Source organism: Marinobacter sp. DSM 26671 (assembly GCF_900112835.1).
Taxonomy (GTDB): domain Bacteria; phylum Pseudomonadota; class Gammaproteobacteria; order Pseudomonadales; family Oleiphilaceae; genus Marinobacter; species Marinobacter flavimaris.
On record NZ_FONF01000015.1, the window covers coordinates 55,651 to 72,776 of the forward strand.

Genomic DNA, 17,126 nt, shown 5'->3' on the forward strand with positions numbered 1-17,126 from the left:
CCTTGGATCAGCTTCCGAGTATAGCCCCGAAAAACTGTTTGTAAAACGTACAGCGAGCCCAAGCTTCAGGCCCGCCGCACGCATCGAGTCTTCAGATATAGAGGTTCTTGCGGGAGAAACGCTCCACCAGCGGCTGGTAAGCAGAACCCAGCAGGCGGTTGATCGCATCAATACCCCAGGCGTCCGGGCCCACCAATATGCGGGACTCATTCTTGAGGATGCCTTTTACAATGATTTCTGCGGCTTTCTCGGGCGTGGTCATGGCGAGTTTATCGAAGCCTTTACGCTGGGCGACGGCGTTCTCGGACTTGCCCATGCGCGCTGCATTGACAATGTTAGTGCGGATACCACCAGGATGCACACAACTCACCGCCACCGGCTGGTTCTCCAGCTTCATTTCCTGGCGCAGGGCTTCGGTGAATCCTCGCACCGCAAACTTGGCGGCGTTGTAGGCGCTCTGCTTGGGCACTCCAATCAGGCCAAATACACTGGAAACGTTCACCACATGGCCATCGCCCGAGGCAATCAGATGGGGCAGGAAGGCCCGGGTACCGTGAGCAACCCCCCAGAAATCAATGTCCATGACCCATTTGAAGTCTTCGTCGGTCATCTCACGGACCGTGGCAGACAGGGCAACGCCCGCGTTGTTGATGACCAGATTGACCTGACCGAAATCTTTCACAACCTCCTCCGCATGGGCAAAGATGGCATCGCGATCAGACACGTCCAGCCGGTAGGTTTTTACATCAGCGCCGCTTAGCGCTGCAGCGGTTTCGGCCAGGCCTGACTCATTGACGTCGGACAGCGCCAGTCGGCAGCCCCGGTCCGCCAGCGATTTGGCGAGCGCGCGGCCGATACCCGAACCGGCACCGGTAACAACGGCAACTTTGTTCTTCAGATTCTTCATGGTCACAGACCTCTTAATTGTAGGCACATCAATTAAAGCAGATACTCTAACAATTGCCTGCTTGCGGGATATGGCTTTAGTGAACCAGGCCACATGGCATTCCGGCCACCCTCTGACGCGGCACCCGGTTTCCGGTACAATCCCTTGCCGTTGGCCGGTGCACGACACCGGCCCTCTACCTCCCCCGAATCTGTGGATTTTCTGTATGGAATGGAGTCTTACGCATTTCTGGCTGATCCTGGCGCTGGTGCTGGGCCTGGCTGAACTGGCCTCAGGTGTCCTGTTACTTCTGGCCCTGGGCATTGCGGCCGCGCTGACCGCCTTGCTGGCCTTTCTGGGAGCACCATTCGAATGGCAGCTGGCCGGTATGGGGCTGTTCTCGGGAATTCTGGTACCTGTCGCCATTCGCTGGATCCGTCCGCGCTTCTCACCCAAAGGTGTGGCATATGGCACAACCGGTACCGGCGTGGAGCAAGGCCGGCGTTATCAGACCCTGAAGCGGGATTTCGATGGAGCCACAGGCATCAAGGTCAATGGCGATTTCTATCGCCTGCGAGTGACTGACACCGGAGAAACCGACCTTCCGGAAGGAACCGACGTCATTTTCAAACAGTTTGACGGCACGACCGCCGTTGTTGAGACGATCACACACAAGGAACAGTAAGCATGGAACAGTATCTTTCACCCGGGCTGATCATCAGCCTGATTCTGGTCGCTATTGGCATCTTCATCATCGCCAAGGGTCTGGTCATCGTGCGCCAATCCGAGGTTATGGTCATTGAGCGCCTCGGTTCGTTCAACCGGATCCTCGAAAGCGGTGTGAACATCATCATTCCCTTCATCGAGCGGCCACGGCCGATCACCATGATCCGCTACGTGCGCATGGGCGAGGATTATCATCCGGTGATGAGCGATGAGGTCCGGATTGACCGCCGGGAAACGGTTATGGACTTCCCGGGCCAGCCGGTCGTGACCACCGACAACGTGACGGTGAAGATCAACGGCGCCCTCTACTACCAGATCATCGACCCGCGCCGGGCCGTGTACGAAGTGGCCAACATGAGCCAGGCGGTGGAAGTGCTGGCCAAGACCACCCTGCGCTCGGTGGTCGGCAAGATGGAACTGGACAAGCTGTTTGAATCCCGCAGCGAGGTGAATAACGCGATCCAGGCCGAGATGGAAGAGGCCGCTTCCAAGTGGGGTGTAAAACTCACCCGGGTGGAGGTTCAGGACATCAGCATGCCGGAAGAAGTGGAAGAAGCCATGCGATTGCAGATGGCTGCGGAGCGGAAACGCCGGGCCACGGTTACCGAGGCCGAGGGTGAAAAGTCGGCGGCCATCGCCATGGCCCAGGGCCAGCGGGAGTCTGCCATTCTCAACGCCCAGGGCGACAAGGAATCAGCCATTCTCCGCGCCCAGGGCGAGCAGGAGTCCATCCGTCTGGTACTCAGTGCCATGGGTGACTCCGAGGAAAACAAACAGACCGTCATTGGCTACCTGCTGGGCCAGAGCTATATCAAGGTTCTGCCAAATATGGCGAAAGAGGGAGAGCGGGTGTTCGTGCCCTATGAATCCTCAGCGCTGCTGGGTTCCATGGGCATGTTCCGGGAACTGGCCGGCAGCCCCGAAGACACCGTTCGCCAGCACTTGCAGCGCGATGGCTTGCGTGGCGGACTGGTTGGCTCGGCCGGTAACAGTTAAGCCCTGAAAGCTTTCACCCCAGCAGGTTGTCCAGGGGTTGCTCGTAACTGGGGGCAAACACCTTCAGGAAATAGGCAACCTCTGACAGCCCGTCTGCGTCCAACCGCTGGCGGATCTGCCGGGCGGCCGGCTCGAATTCCTTGTTGCCGGCCCGGATCTCCGCCTGGCACTTGAGCCACGCCGAGAGCCTGTCGGCGGCCTTGATCAATTCCCGGTCTTCGGCCGGTAGCTGAGACTCCCGAACGTAGGGCGAAAAAGCCTCCCGCAAATCCTCCGGTAACAGCGCCAGCAGCTCGGCCTCGGCCTTGTGCTCGATGTCCCCGAACGCCTCACGCATCACCTTCGAATGGTATTTCACCGGTGTTGGCATATCCCCGGTAATTACTTCCGTCGCATCATGGTAAAGCGCTGCCGCTGCAATGCGGTCGGCGTTCACCTGGCCGCCAAAATGCCGGTTGCGGATGATGGCAAGGGCGTGGGCGAGGGTCGCCACCTCCCAGGAATGGGTGGCCACATTTTCCTCAATGGCATTTCGCATCAGCCCCCAGCGCTTGATCCAGCGCAGGCGGGAAACATAGGCGAAAAAATGGCTGGCAACGTTACCCATCACTTACAGACCTGTTTTGCATAAGTTCATAATCTTTTGCTTCAGGTGCACAAAATCCCCGTGCTATTCTGAATGCGTATTCAATTGTTACATAACCGGGGATATCGTGTCCGCTGAAGCCCATATTCGAAGATTAATGGCCATTCTTGTTGCGGCTATTATGCTGGCAACGGCGCCGGTTCGGGCAAACGAAACCGAAATCACTGTGGGCGTTTACCACTTTCCCCCGATCGCCAGTGTCAATTCCGATGGCAAAGTCGAGGGCTTCCTCGGGGGACTGCTGGAGGTGCTTGAGCAGATACACCCGGATGTCTCATTCCATATCATCCACACCTCCCCCAAACGCCGCCACCTGGATTTCGATGCCGGTCTCTACGACGTCATCTTCTTTCAAAGCCCTGACTGGGGTTGGACAGAGAAGGATGTGGACATTACCCGCCCGATCCTGGCCGACGAGGAACTTTATGTCGCTCTCAAGAAACCCGGCAGAGACTCCTCATTCTTTAACGACCTGCGCAACCGATCTATTGTGGCCATTTCCGGCTATTACTATGGTTTTACCGGGTACGAAACTGACAACTCCGTGCTGGAAGAAAAATTCAATATCGAGTTTTCCGACAGCCACACGCGCAACATGAATCTGATCAAGGCCGACCGGCCTTCTGTTGCCGAGGTTGCCATCATCAGCCGTTCTTACCTGCAGAAACATTTTGCCCAGCACCCGCAAGACCGGGACAAATTGCTGATCTCGAACGAGCCGGATCAACGCTACCAGCTCAGCATCATTGCCCGAAAGGGCGGCGCCCCGAGTGCGGACGAAATGCTTCGACTACTGGCGCCACTGGTGGACGACGGCCGCTACCGGCAACTCGTTGAAAACTGGGGCCTGCGGTTGCCAGCGGGCTTTCTGACCAGCTTCGAGGCACCCTGACTTCATCGCACGTCCAGGTTGAACGCCACGATAACGTTGCCCTCATCACCCACTTCCGCATTGCGGGCCGGACTCAGAAGGAACAATTGATCGGCAGGGACTCCGTGGGTTTGCTGCATGATGTTACGCAAGCTTTGGCCTCGCGAGGATGCCAGATTTCTCAATGCCTCCGGCGCAAGTGACCGCTCACCGGCCAGGTAGGCTTCCCGGGCCTCCTGCCATGCCTCCTCCGACAGGTCCTGCTCACCACTTGCAGTCAGTTCATCACGCAACAGGGCAAGGCCATCTGCCTGGGACTCAACGTTGCCACGTATGTTCAGCAACAGGTCCGGCCGGTCCAGCAGCGCGTCTGCCAGAGCGGCCAGCTTTTCCGCCTCGCCGTCAGCCAACTGGACACTGCCCGGAATGAAACGCACCTTGCCAAGCTCTTCGCCACTCAGGCCGGCCAGTTCGGCAATCGAGCCGAGCATACTGAACGGCGACGCCGCCGCCTTCGCCAACAGGTTCACAAACGCCCGCATCACTACCTGTCCGACGCTGAACTCCGGGTCGGACAGGTCCCCACTGATGGGCAGGTCCACTTCGATAACCCCTTTGCTGTCACGCAGCAGGGCCAGACCAAGCTTGACCGGCGCATTGACGGCCTGATCGCTGGCTATGGCGGACCCCAGCTCAAGCCGATCCATCACCACCAGATTGGATGCATCAATCCGTGAACCGGCAATCTCGTAATCCAGATTCAGGTTCAGCTTGCCACTGTCCACGCCATAGCCCAGGTATCGACCGAAATACGGCGAGAGCGCCGGCAGCGAAACATCCTGCATCATCAGCTGGAGGTCGCTGACGTCCTCGGTTCCGAGTGTGCCAATGGTGCCTTCAAAGTCCATATCGGCCACGCCGCCTACCCGACCCCGGATAGAGACCTTGCCCTGCTGCGGGGAAATGTTGCTCAGCCCGGTCACGCTGCCATTCAGCTCATCAAACGACGTGGTGAAGGCCGGGTCCAGAGTGCGATCGGTATATGCCAATTCGCCATTTTCGAGCATCAGCTGGCCAATACGGAAAATGAACCCCGGCTCGGAATCCTCCCCCTGCTGAGCATCTGCGGTCGCCTCCTGCTGACCACCGGCCGCTGGCGCTTTGGCGATCCGCTCGACGTTGTGGATATTGTCGGTATTGCGGACAACGTTGATGACCGGCTGGGCCAGGGTCACCGTTCCTATTTCCAGGCGTGCCGGATACACGTTGTATTCAATAGGTGCCAGGCGCAGGGTTTGCCAGGAAACCAGCGAACCAGAACTGTCGGGCAGCTTCAGATCCAGACCGGCCACTTCCGCGGTGCCGCTGAAGGTGCCTGTGAGCGGCTCCTGCTGCCCATCCAGATCAAGGTTGCCGTCAACGCCCAGCGTGCCGCTGGTAATGGCGAGGTTGGCGCCTTCCTGAACGTAGGGCTCAAAGGCGGCCAGAGCGATGCCGTTTCCGGAGATGGCGGCTTCCAGGGTAAACGGTGCAGGTGTCAGCTGGCCGTTCAGTGACAGTTGGCCGCCACTGGCCAGGCTTCCGGTTATCTCGTAAGACACCGGTTCTTCAAGTTGATGGCTCAGTGGCCCGATGGATGCGGAAAGCTGCTCTACGGCAATTTCAGTCGCTGTCGCCGGTTGACTGTCCTGCCAGAGAATACGCCCACCGGAGAGCGCGACGCCCGCCACTGACCAGCGGAATGGCTGGCCGCCGGTAGACGCTTCGCCGCCGCCCTCCGTCTCACCGTTGTTGGTGGCCAGCGGCGCCAACCAGTCAATCTCTCCGTTTGCGCTCCTGGCCACGGCCACATCGAGCTTGTCCAGAGAGACCTGGCCGATACGGATTTCGCGGCCATTCAAGTCGAACCCGACAGCATCCAAAGAAAGCTCAGCGTTGGTCAATCTCGCCTGCTCACTCTGTTCATCCAGAGCGACGGCCAGATTCTCGAGTTGCAGCTGACCGTTGGCCGTCTCCAGGAAAAAGCCGTCGCCGGCCTGGATTTCATAGTCGGAGCTCAGGGTGACGCTGCCACCACGCAGATCATAGGGAAAGAAAGGAGCCAGGAAATGAGCCAGGGTTTCATAGCCCACCGATGACACCTTGAGCGTGCCGTTCGAGTAGAACGGGGCGACGCTCAGATCACCCTGCCACTCGATGGTCTGACTGCCCAGCGCCGCCAGCAGGGAGTAATCGCTGTCCTGCCCCTCGCGACGCCAGGTGGCCAGATCACTCAGGGTAAGATCCATCGGGGTAATCCGGAACTCGGCCATGTCCGCCTGGGTAAAATCCCGGAACAACATTTCGCCGCCGTTGAGTTCAATTTTCCCGAAGTACAGCCGGGGTGGCGCCGCCGCGTCATCCGATTGCGACGCTTCAGGCGCTGGTTCTGCAGGTCCCGGGTTGGCCGCCTGCCAGTCTCTCGCAAAATTGACGCTGTAGTCCTCCAGCAGATCCACCCGAACATAGGGCTCATCCAGCTGGATGGCTTCAAACCCGGCAATACCCCGAACCAGCTGGAAAAAGTTCATGTCCAACATGAGCCGGTCAAAGGCAACCACCTGCTCACCCTGGGGATCGTTGGCCGACAGACCCAGCGCCTCAACTCGAAGGGTGAACGGGTTGGTTCGGATATCAGTGATTTCTGCCTGCCAGCCCATACGCTGGTCCAGCTGCTCGGGTACCAGACGCTCCAGCCACCAGGGAAGTAGCAGGAAACCGGCCAGGGCATAGAGGATGAAAAGCACCAGGAATCCGATCAACAGATTCCTGGGCATATGACTGCGTTTACGGCTCTGGGCCACGGACATCTCCTTCTAAACGGCGGATTCCCGGGGCAATCTTGCCCACCTGCCTGTTCACAAGGATAGTCGTCCCAGAGGCTGTTTGTCAGCTGTGACGGTTATGACCCGGCATCACTAACTCCGGGTCGGCGGCCATGTTCGCAAATTCGCCGATCTCATTGAGGTCTCTGGGTACCATGGCAGCCCGCACCAACTTGCGGGTCGAATTGCCGGTTTTCGGATAGGCCGCCTGGCCGGCGCGCCAGGTAACCGGCATTGAAGGCGTGCCGATACGCTGATCAATCTGCCGCAACCGCTTGTACATGAAGGCATGCTGGCTATCTTCATGATCTGGCACCAGGGCAAAGAAGGCGCTGGCCGAGTATCGGGCGAGAAACACCTGATCCGACATCTGATCACGCAATGCCTCGCTGATTTCCCTGACGACCGCGTTCAACGACTCATCACCCATTCCGGTGGACAGTTCACGGAAGTTGGCGATGTCGAGGTAAATCAAGGCAAACGGGTTGCCGCGGTCGTTGTCCCGGGCAAGGATATCCAGCAGGCGTTGTTCCAGCGCTGACCGGTTGGGCAGGCCGGTAACGGCATCGGTAAAGGCAAGCTCTGCCACCCGTTTATCCTCTTCCGCCTTGAATGCCTCAAGTGCCCGCTGATGTTTTACATCCAGAACGGTCACAACCAGGGCCACGGCCAGCATCGCAATGCAGAAGACTGCCAGGGGTATTCCCATCCAGTTCCCCCGCAGGCCGTTGTCAGCTGCAGGCACGGCGCCCTCCGGAAAGGTCATCGCCATCATGCCCGTGTAATGCATCCCACAGATTGCAGCGGCCATCACCAGGGCGGCCACGAACTGTACCGCCAGGGTGCCGGATCCGTCCATGCCCTGCAGTTTCCGGCAGAGGGCAAGCGCAGCTCCCGAAGCCACAACGGCAATCGCGATCGAAATCAGCAAAAATACGGTGTTAAACGTTGGCGGCGCTGACATGCGCATGGCATACATGCCCAGGTAGTGCATCACTACGATACCGCTGGCCATGGACAGGGTCGCACTGACGAACAGAGGGACTCCCAATTGTTTGCGCCCGATGATGTGCAGAGCCACACCGGAAGCGAGCACGGCTGCGAGCCAGGAAACCAACGTCATCATCACATCAAACGACATGGGAACACCCATCGGCATAGCCCGCATTCCGACGAAATGCATCGTCCAGACTCCGGTGCCCATCAGCAGGGCGCCGGCCAGTAGCCATTTCCGACGTTCGCCAGACTCCGCATTAACGAGTCTGGCACCAAAAAACAGAGCCGCATAAGCTGCCAATACAGCAACCAGAAAGGAGGCGACAACCAGGGGCAGATCATATTCGGACATCATTTGTGCAAACCTTTGTTTTGTGTGTGCGCGCGGGCCAGCCAGGAAGTTTGCCTAAACCAGACCCGCATCAGCGTCGAAGGAGATACGGGCCAGCTGTGATCCGGGTCTCACTTTATTGTTGGGTTTATGTAACCGTTTCAGACATAAGCAGCGCTGACAGTGAACCCTGAACCCGATATGCTTCTGGCTCGTATTTCTCCCGGGTCGTTTTACGCGCAGGCAAGAGGACAGGTTATGGACATCGGCGATATGCGTCGTGATTTCGAGAGCGAGGGGCTGGATCGCGATGCACTGGACAATAATCCGGTGCAGCAGTTCCAGAACTGGTTTGAGGATGCCCGGGAAGCAGGCATTCTGGAACCCAACGCCATGTCGCTGGCGACCACGGGGCAGGACGGCATGCCAGATCTACGCACGGTATTGCTGAAGTACTTCGACGACCATGGCTTTGTGTTCTACACCAACTACGGCAGTCGCAAAGCGAAGGAGATGGAGGAAAATCCGCAGGCGGCGCTTTTGTTCCCCTGGATCGGATTGAACCGACAAGTGAGGATCCAGGGTGCCGTTGAGAAAGTCAGCAAGGCCGAATCCCTGCGGTACTTCGCATCGCGCCCCAGGGGCAGCCAGATCGGCGCCTGGGTTTCCGAACAGAGCAAGGCCATTACGTCCAGGGGCCTACTCGAACAGAAGGTTGCCGAAATCAAGCGGAAATTCAGCGAGGGCGAAGTGCCTCTTCCCAGCTTCTGGGGCGGCTATCGCATCGTGCCGGAGCGTATCGAATTCTGGCAGGGCAGGCCCAGCCGGCTTCACGACCGTTTTGAATATGTGAGGAAAGGCGATGGCTGGCTCATCCAGCGACTTCAACCCTGAATCCCGACCGTCGGTCTGGCTGTGTCACCAGACCGACGGGCCCGAAATTGCGCACCCGCACTGGCTGACTGACTACGAACGCCAGACAGCGAGCAAGTTCAGCGGTCCCCGGGAACGAGAATACCTTTCCAGCCGCTGGCTGATTCGTCAGGCCATCGGCAAGTCAGCGCAGATGGCACCGGACCTCTGCTGCCCGGTATCCGGGCGCCCCAATGCGTCCGGCACGCCCGAGGGCTGGCGACTGTCCCTCAGCCACAGCCAGGGCCTGTCTGCCTGCGCCACTCTATCAGGCTCCCCCATTGGACTGGATCTTGAACCCTGCCAGCGCCATGCTCAATGGCAAAAAGTAGTAAAACGCTGGTTCTCCCCCGTCGAGCAGGAGTGGCTGTTCCGCGAAGACGACTCCAACACCTTCCTCAAGGTCTGGACCCTGAAGGAAGCATGGCTGAAAGCCACGGGCAGAGGCATTGCCGGCAACCTGCAAACGCTTGAGGTGCGGAAGAATTTCGAGATCTACGGCGACCAGCCCGAGCAGGACTGGCAGGCGGCCTGTTGCTATATTGAAGGCTATCTGTTGACCGTGGTGTACCGTGGAAGCCGACCCCTATGGCCGGAAATCACCCTACTTGAGCCGCCGCCACGGGACTTCGCCCTGGTGGATGCCGAGCCGATGGAGGCCTACTGGGAGCCACTGTTCCAACGCACGATTCGTCGAAAAAGCCCGTAACCCGAACCAGACATAAATAACACAGGCTATTGTATGGAGACCGCTGAACGCTGCCCCTGGTGTGGAAATAATCCGCTTTACGTGCACTATCACGACACCGTCTGGGGCCGCCCGGAGTACGACGATCTCGCCCTTTTCGAAAAACTCTGCCTGGACGGCCAACAGGCCGGCCTGAGCTGGATCACCATCTTGCGAAAACAGCACAATTACCGAGCCGCTTACGACGACTTCAATCCGGAAAAGATCGTCCGTTACGATGAGGCAAAGGTCGAGGAACTGCTGTCCGACCCGGGCATCATCCGCAACCGGCTAAAAGTCAGATCGATCATCAAGAATGCCCGGGGCTATCTGGATCTGCAGGAACAAGGTATCGGTTTCAGTGATTTTCTCTGGTCGTTTGTTGGCGATAAACCAATCCAGAACCATTGGCGCGCCTTCTCCGAAGTGCCGACCACAACCGCAGAATCCGAGGCCATGTCGAAAGCTCTGAAGCGGTCCGGTTTCACCTTTGTCGGCCCAACCATTGTGTACGCCTTCATGCAGGCGACCGGCATGGTGAATGATCATCTGGTTCAGTGCCCACAACACCGGGAATGCTATTTACTAAGCCAATGATCTCAATAGGCTGGGGGGTCGTAAGTTCTGGAGTGTTTGAAACCGCGGAGCTTTACTGTGCGAATCACTCTTGACCAACTCAGAAGCCTGCAGAGTCCGGTTATCGACCTGCTTGAGATCCTCTCGCTTGAGGGCCAGCACTACATGGCCCGCCTGAGTATGGACAACCAGACCCTGCTCCTCTCGGAAAAGAACGGAACCACCAGCCTTTTCCGGGGTGCCTGGCAGATCCAGGACACCCTGGCGTCGTTCGACATTCGGGAGACCCAGGTGGTCCACCCCTCCGCTTACCACGAAATGGTGGGAATGGAACCGACCGACGTTGAACCGATGCGAATCCGGGTGCAGAGGCAGAAACCGTGATTGCTGTAGCGAGACTAGCCATCCTTGTTGGCATCGCGGGGTTGATCCCGTTTATCGGCCTCCTGGCGGGGCTGTTTTTCATGCCGCAATACAGTGTGGCGCTTCTCGGCTACTTCTATCTGTACAGCGCAGGCATTCTGGCGTTTATGGCTGGCGTCTATTGGCCCATTGCCATGCAGCTGGACAACTGCTGCTACCCGTTGTCTCCACTGATGACTATGCTACTCAGCCAGGTCTTCTTTGTGGCCGCAGGGATAGGGCTACTTCTGCCTGTCAGTGGCCAGATTGTGTTGTATACCAGTGCCTATCTCGCCCTCTATCTGGTGGACGCCCGCTGGATGAAGGTCTATTGGCCAGCCTGGTATCTTCGCCTGAGACTCGTCCTCACCTCAGTCGTCCTGGTCTGTCAGCTTACAGCGGCAGCCTGGTTTCTCCTGCTGCACACTGCTCACTGAATTCTGAAGGGGAATGCGGGAGCCTGACGTAAATCAGGCTCCAAACGCATCTTCGGGGGATTCGTAACGACTCTGCAGCTTCTTCAGGGCAGTTTTCTCGATCTGGCGCACCCGCTCTCTGCTGATGCCAAGATCGTCGGAAATCACCTGCAGCGTTTCCGGTTCCGGCAGTCCCAGACCATAACGACGCGACAGAATGTCTTTCTCACGATCATTCAGCTCGCTGAGCATCGACTTCAGGGTGCGCTGCCGGTCCCTGTCCGACATCGGGTGATCCGGCGCCATCTGGTCGCCGGCGTCCAGGCTGTCTCCGAGGGTGACGGACCCGTCCTCAACAAGGGGAACATCGGTTGATATCTCCCGGGTCGCCAGCGCCCTTAACTCGCCGATCCTCGACGGGCTTGCCTCCATTTCGCTGGCAAGCTCCGATTGGGAAGGCGTCCGCCCAAGGCTCTGATGCATTCGCAGCGACACCTTGTGCAGCTGTCGAATTTCATCCACCACATTTTCCGGTGTGTGCACCAGCCGCGTCCCACGCTGCAGGCAGCGTTTGACTTCCTCGCTTATCCACCAGTAGGCATAAGTCGAGAATCGGAAGCCCTTGGTGGGATCAAAACGCTCTACCGCCTTGATCAGACCGACGTTGGCGTCCTGGATGAGGTCAGACATAGGGATGCCGTGCTGCCCGTAACGGCGGGCAATATGCACCGCCAGACGCAGATTGCTCTGTATCAGCTTGCGCCGACAGGCAGTCGCCAGATGAAAGGCCCGGCGACATCGAGATGAAAACGCACAGGCGTCTCCGAGGCTACCAATCACTTCCCGGAACGTCTGCGGAGTCTCCTCCGGCAGGGCCAGTTCGGTACTGATAATTCGGTAGCACAGTGTCAGTTTGCTGGAGAGGCGGCGTTCGGCCTCATCTGTCAGCAGTTCATACCGGGACGCATCCCTGAAGTACAGCCCGACCAGGGAATCCCTTTCACCATCGTTGGGCGTTGTCGGAGACGGTCCCAGCCTTTCGGTCGTTCGCATGGCTTAGGTACCGGTCAGAATTTACACCAAAGAATACGACGTGCTGTAGCTGATGGATTTACCGGGGCAGGGTCAGTAAAAACCCACAGGCGACACGGACGGTCGGCTGTGGGTATCGTGCGGGGAAGTTACAGAAACTCAGGCTGCGACGATGGCATACTCATGGTTGTGAGGCTCGATCAGAACGCCATGCAGAGCAACGATGGCTTTCTCATAGTCGTCCTCATCCACCACAAACTGGATGTCCACCTGACGCATGCACTGGTGCAGCGCAAGAATACTGATTTCCTCATCGGCCAGCGCCTTCACGGAACGGGCCAGAATACCCGGAACCTTCATATCGCTGCCGATGGCCGAAACAACCGCCACCTTCCGGGTGTTGATTTCGGCATTGGGGAACTCTTCCTTCAGCGCTTTGACCACCCGCTTGACGTGTTTCAGCGTGCTGCCCACATAGTGGGTAATGGTGTTGGCGTTGGTGTCCTTGGACATGAACCGAACCTTGAAACGGCTCAGCACGTCCAGGATACGCCGGTCGGAACCGGGCTCACCCTGCATGTCCTGATCGAAGACTTCCACGGCAAACACGCCCTTGGCGCCGGCAATGATCTCTACCTGGGGCTTCTCACTGACATAATCGCCGGTGATCAGGGTGCCGGTGTGCTCCGGCTCGAAGGTATTCATCACACGCAGCGGAATCTCGTTCTGGCGCATACCCTTACCGGCACGGGGATGAATCGCTTCCATACCCAGGTTGGCCAGCTGGTCTGCCACGTCGTAATTGGTGCGACCGAGGGGGACCACCTTGTCTGCACCAACGATGTTGGGGTCGGCGGAGCTCAGGTGGTATTCCTTGTGGATAATCGCTTCGCGGGCCTCGGTGATCACTGCCACCCGACTGAAGGTCATCTCGCTGTAACCGCGGTCGAAGGTGCGCATCAGACCTTCCTTGCACTGGGCGTAACCGGTCACGATCGGCAGCTCACGGGTGAGGTCCACCGCATCGAAGGCCTGCTTGAGCTTTTCGTCCAGCGGCAGCAACTCGTTATCGCGCCAGCCGGTCAAATCCACAAAGCGGGCATTGATGCCTTCCTGCTGGAGCTTCAGGGCGGTATTGAAGGCACTGTGGGCCTCACCAATACCGGCCAGCATTTCACGCACCGTCAGCAGATGTTCTTCCAGCTGGAACTGGCCATAGGAGCACAGGCGCTGCAGGTCGATGAGGCAGCCCCGAACACCTTCAATCCGGTCGGTGATAAACTGATCCGCCTGCTGCTTCAGCATCGGGTCTTCGAACAGCTCGCCGTTGATGTCGGTCAGGAACTTGACCAGCTTGGTGAGATCGTCACCCCAGGCCCAGTCAGACTCTGCATCCGCAAACAGGGCATAGACGCCTGGCTCACCGGTCTTCTTGTGTTCCAGCAGTTCATTGGTCACGCCGCCATAGGCAGAGACCACGAAAATGCGCTGGTACAGATTGTCCTTCTTGCGATTACCGATAATGATGTTGTCACGAACGGCCTCGTAGTTACTCATCGAGGTGCCGCCGATTTTTTCAACGGTATGTAGTTGGCTGGTCATAATCTTGCCTTTGCTATCCTGCAGCATGAATGTCCGGAGGTGCAGGCGTCTTACGACGCCTCGCTGAGCCCTTCCTGCATGATTTCGTCCACACTTTTTGCCAGCAGAGCAGCCCCTTTCTTGAGGTCTTCCTCGCTGGTTGTAAGCGGCATCAGGCACTTGATGACTTCATCATTCGGACCACTGGTCTCGATGATCAGGCCGTGCTCGAAGGCACGTTTGGTGATCGGGCCTGTGATGTCTGCGTGTTTTGCTTCAATACCACGCATCAAACCGCGCCCCTTCATTTTGAACTGACCGGGGTACTTGTCGCAAATCGACTGAAGGGCATCGCCCAGCACCTTGGTCTTGGCCTTCACCTCATTGGCAAAGGCATCGTCTTTCCAGTAGTTCTCGACAGCAGCGCGGGCAGTGATAAACGCCATGTTGTTGCCGCGGAAGGTACCGTTGTGCTCGCCCGGATCCCACACGTCCAGCTCCGGCTTGAACAGTACCAGGGCCATCGGCAGGCCATAGCCGCTGAGGGACTTGGAAACCGTTACGATGTCCGGCTTGATACCGGCAAATTCAAAGCTGAAGAACTCGCCGGTGCGGCCATTGCCCGCCTGGATATCATCCAGGATCAGCAGAATATCGTGCTTCTTGCACAGCTCCGACAGACCTTTCAGCCATTCCGCGCGACAGGCGTTCAGACCGCCTTCGCCCTGAACCGCTTCGACGATTACCGCCGCTGGCAGTTCAAAACCGGAGGAACCATCGCTCAGCAGTTTATCCATGATCGCCAGGGTATCGACATCGTCGCCCAGGTAGCCGTCATAGAACATGAAGTCGACATTGCCCAGGGGCGTGCCAACACCGCCGCGGTGATGCTTGTTACCCGTAGTGGCAACCGCGCCCATGGTCACGCCGTGGAAACCGTTGGTAAAGGAAATAATGCCGCTGCGGCCTTTCACCTTACGGGCCAGCTTCAGGGCCGCTTCCACACAGTTGGTGCCGGTGGGACCGGTGAACTGCATTTTGTAATCCAGACCACGGGGATCCAGAATGTGCTTCTTGTAGGATTCCATGAAGTCGTGCTTGGCCGTGGTAAACATATCCAGGCCCTGGCTCACGCCGTCTGCCTCGATGTACTCAAGCAAAGCCTTCTTCAGGGTATCGTTGTTGTGGCCGTAGTTCAGGGACCCGGCGCCGGCGAGAAAATCCAGGTATTCCTTGCCATCTTCGGTGTACAGATGCGCGTTCTTGGCGCGGTTGAAGATAACCGGAAACGCACGGCTGTATACACGTACTTCGGATTCAGTCGACTTGAAAATTTCCATCGTCTTGCCTCTTAGCATGTCAGGTTCGAGGTAGATGCGCGGCGGCTTATCAAAAACTGCTGATGGGGTAGCGATAGGCCTACCGTGCGTTGATTAAAGCCCTGTGACAGACCTACCTCAGTGGTCCGCCGGCTAATTCAAATCACAGCTTTACAGTCGTTCACAGCGCCGCAATCTTGTTGCAGGGCTGATCCAGGACCGCGGCCCTCAGGCTGGCTTCGTGAAAGGCCCTATGCGCAGCAAGAATTCGGAATCGTGCTTGCCGCCAAAGTGGGTCTCTTTCTCGAAATGCTCGTGGTAGGTGAGCTCGGCTCCCATATCACGGGCGAATGAACGGAACAGCGCCCATGAGGCCTCGTTGTCCTCGGTGATGGTTGTCTCCATATGGGTGACGTTCTTGCACGCATCACGGCCAACGATTTCTTTCAGCATCCGCTTGGCCAGGCCCTGTCCACGACCTTTCTCATGCACGGCCACCTGCCAGACAAACATGGTTTCGGGCTGTTGGGGAGGGATGTATCCGGAGATAAAGCCGACCAGATCGCCGTCCTTCTCCGCGGCCACGCCGGTTTCGGCAAAGTGGCTGCACTGCAACAGGTTGCAGTAAATCGAGTTGGGGTCCAGCGGCGGGCACTCTGCCACCAGCTGGTGGAGCCTGAAGCCATCATCTTTCACCGGTGTGCGAAGCGTGATGGCGGTGGTATTCGATCCTTCTGATGTCATAACGAGATCAATTCGTGGCAAAAAGTTAGTGTTGAATTATATAGACCACAAAATATATTTCAAGTACAGCTCAAACCCGCCTACGGCAAGGCTCCAGCTCACTCTTTCAGAATAGACCGGATTGAAGCATTCGCCAGTGACAAAATGGTTAAATTAGTGAAGGAAAAATCACATCATCGGCACTCAGTGAGGTGCCTTTCAGAATTCGGTTCCGATAGGACACAGCGGCAGGCGAGCCGACCGGCCACAACCGGTCAAACTCCGGCAACCAGGCCTCAAGTGCATAGGATACAGGCAGCAGAGACACATGCAGCCCATGCCGCTCAATTCCGGCAACCGGCTCAATGACGGGGCTGGACAGACCAATCCGGGTGATCAGCCCACGCGGGTCTGATTGCAGATTCCCCATGCCTGCGGAGCCATTGTTCACTACCACCCGATTCTGCTCACCCACCAACCCCGACCAGAGCACCGGCAGGCACGTGTGGGTTGAGGCAATGACATCGGCCCCCGACGCCAGGAACCATTGCGAGAGCTTGCCATCGTTACCCTCGACAAAAGCTTCGTGAGCCAACCCCCATCCGGCCAGGGACTCCAGATCCCCGTGCACCACCAAAACCTTTAGGCCTCCAAAGATCAGGCATCGATACCGCGGCAGCAAGGACAAGCGACGCTGGATATCCGGATGTTCCCCGGCAATCCCCTGAAGCCGCTCCATGATAAGGTTCGACCGCTCCACTACGCCCTGATCGACAAAATCCGGGTAGGCGCAACCGCATCCGGCACCGGCACTGGGATTCGCCAGCTCGAAATCCACATTCCCGAGACTGACCGTGTGATCCAACACCCGGTTATTGATGGTTCGGAACAGGCGATCGCTGGCGTTGAACCAGTTGAAGTCACCATTGAACACCAGCTTCACCCGGTGCCCCTGACGCTCCTCCGCCAGCGCCATCTGCTCGATTTCATCGAGGGCCCAGGGATTCCCGTAAAGCCCTCCAATGATATACAGCACGTCCTCGGAAACCGTGCGGGGATCCTCGCAAAGCGATTCGGCAGAGTACCGGTACGCCAACGGACAGCTGCGGCCTTCGCTCATCG

At 57.9% G+C, this 17,126-nt stretch carries 17 protein-coding genes; 8 read left to right on the forward strand and 9 right to left on the reverse strand.

Annotated elements, in window-relative coordinates; all coding sequences use genetic code 11:
- Positions 1-91: 91 nt before the first annotated feature.
- Positions 92-907, reverse strand: a complete 816-nt coding sequence (locus BM035_RS15775; protein WP_053113553.1) for an SDR family NAD(P)-dependent oxidoreductase — start codon at positions 905-907, stop codon at positions 92-94.
- 205 nt (positions 908-1,112) lie between these two features.
- Here BM035_RS15775 and BM035_RS15780 point away from each other — a divergent pair, with 205 nt between their 5' ends.
- Together BM035_RS15780 and BM035_RS15785 are read left to right on the forward strand one after the other, a co-directional pair.
- Complete coding sequence (locus BM035_RS15780; RefSeq protein ID WP_008176913.1) at positions 1,113-1,571, forward strand: NfeD family protein; 459 nt, start codon at positions 1,113-1,115, stop codon at positions 1,569-1,571.
- 2 nt (positions 1,572-1,573) lie between these two features.
- Complete coding sequence (locus BM035_RS15785) at positions 1,574-2,608, forward strand: SPFH domain-containing protein (RefSeq protein WP_008176910.1); 1,035 nt, start codon at positions 1,574-1,576, stop codon at positions 2,606-2,608.
- Positions 2,609-2,621: 13 nt separating this feature from the next.
- Here the strand turns inward: BM035_RS15785 and yfbR are convergent, their stop codons facing one another.
- Positions 2,622-3,215: a 5'-deoxynucleotidase gene (gene yfbR, locus BM035_RS15790; RefSeq protein ID WP_008176907.1), complete on the reverse strand. Its 594-nt coding sequence runs from the start codon at positions 3,213-3,215 to the stop codon at positions 2,622-2,624.
- 106 nt (positions 3,216-3,321) lie between these two features.
- On the opposite strand from yfbR, the gene BM035_RS15795 reads away from it, so the two are divergent.
- On the forward strand, positions 3,322-4,146 hold the full coding sequence (locus BM035_RS15795; protein ID WP_227497887.1) for a substrate-binding periplasmic protein: 825 nt from the start codon (positions 3,322-3,324) through the stop codon (positions 4,144-4,146).
- Positions 4,147-4,148: 2 nt separating this feature from the next.
- On the opposite strand, the gene BM035_RS15800 is transcribed toward BM035_RS15795, so the two are convergent.
- Together BM035_RS15800 and BM035_RS15805 are read right to left on the reverse strand one after the other, a co-directional pair.
- Positions 4,149-6,974: a DUF748 domain-containing protein gene (locus BM035_RS15800; RefSeq protein WP_092033082.1), complete on the reverse strand. Its 2,826-nt coding sequence runs from the start codon at positions 6,972-6,974 to the stop codon at positions 4,149-4,151.
- A gap of 79 nt (positions 6,975-7,053) precedes the next feature.
- The gene (locus BM035_RS15805; protein ID WP_008176902.1) at positions 7,054-8,340 is read right to left on the reverse strand and encodes an MHYT domain-containing protein; all 1,287 of its coding nucleotides are present in this window, start codon (positions 8,338-8,340) and stop codon (positions 7,054-7,056) included.
- A gap of 234 nt (positions 8,341-8,574) precedes the next feature.
- On the opposite strand from BM035_RS15805, the gene pdxH reads away from it, so the two are divergent.
- Genes pdxH through BM035_RS15830 form a run of 5 tightly spaced genes read left to right on the forward strand, consistent with a single transcriptional unit; the run spans position 8,575 to position 11,370 of the window.
- Positions 8,575-9,210 carry a pyridoxamine 5'-phosphate oxidase gene (gene pdxH, locus BM035_RS15810; protein WP_008176900.1) on the forward strand — a complete coding sequence of 212 codons (636 nt, stop codon included), beginning with the start codon at positions 8,575-8,577 and terminating at the stop codon, positions 9,208-9,210.
- Positions 9,179-9,937, forward strand: a complete 759-nt coding sequence (locus BM035_RS15815) for a 4'-phosphopantetheinyl transferase family protein (protein ID WP_008176898.1) — start codon at positions 9,179-9,181, stop codon at positions 9,935-9,937. Before pdxH ends, BM035_RS15815 begins: the two co-directional genes overlap by 32 nt.
- A gap of 33 nt (positions 9,938-9,970) precedes the next feature.
- Complete coding sequence (locus tag BM035_RS15820) at positions 9,971-10,552, forward strand: DNA-3-methyladenine glycosylase I (protein WP_092033085.1); 582 nt, start codon at positions 9,971-9,973, stop codon at positions 10,550-10,552.
- A 57-nt stretch (positions 10,553-10,609) separates the two neighbouring features.
- Complete coding sequence (locus BM035_RS15825; RefSeq protein ID WP_008176895.1) at positions 10,610-10,915, forward strand: DUF6482 family protein; 306 nt, start codon at positions 10,610-10,612, stop codon at positions 10,913-10,915.
- Positions 10,912-11,370: a DUF3429 domain-containing protein gene (locus tag BM035_RS15830; protein WP_008176894.1), complete on the forward strand. Its 459-nt coding sequence runs from the start codon at positions 10,912-10,914 to the stop codon at positions 11,368-11,370. The genes BM035_RS15825 and BM035_RS15830 overlap by 4 nt, the downstream gene beginning before the upstream one ends.
- Positions 11,371-11,403: 33 nt before the next feature.
- On the opposite strand, the gene BM035_RS15835 is transcribed toward BM035_RS15830, so the two are convergent.
- The 5 genes from BM035_RS15835 to BM035_RS15855 form a co-directional block, all read right to left on the reverse strand.
- Positions 11,404-12,402, reverse strand: coding sequence for a sigma-70 family RNA polymerase sigma factor (locus BM035_RS15835; protein WP_092033088.1), 999 nt, complete (start codon positions 12,400-12,402; stop codon positions 11,404-11,406).
- 138 nt (positions 12,403-12,540) lie between these two features.
- Positions 12,541-13,983, reverse strand: a complete 1,443-nt coding sequence (locus BM035_RS15840; protein ID WP_039882177.1) for an aspartate kinase — start codon at positions 13,981-13,983, stop codon at positions 12,541-12,543.
- Positions 13,984-14,033: 50 nt separating this feature from the next.
- Positions 14,034-15,302, reverse strand: a complete 1,269-nt coding sequence (gene ectB / locus BM035_RS15845; RefSeq protein WP_008176887.1) for a diaminobutyrate--2-oxoglutarate transaminase — start codon at positions 15,300-15,302, stop codon at positions 14,034-14,036.
- Positions 15,303-15,509: 207 nt separating this feature from the next.
- A complete protein-coding gene (ectA, locus tag BM035_RS15850) occupies positions 15,510-16,025 on the reverse strand; it encodes a diaminobutyrate acetyltransferase (RefSeq protein WP_008176886.1) in 516 nt (171 codons plus the stop codon).
- Between the two features lie 148 nt (positions 16,026-16,173).
- The gene (locus tag BM035_RS15855) at positions 16,174-17,124 is read right to left on the reverse strand and encodes a hypothetical protein (protein WP_008176885.1); all 951 of its coding nucleotides are present in this window, start codon (positions 17,122-17,124) and stop codon (positions 16,174-16,176) included.
- Positions 17,125-17,126: the final 2 nt, after the last annotated feature.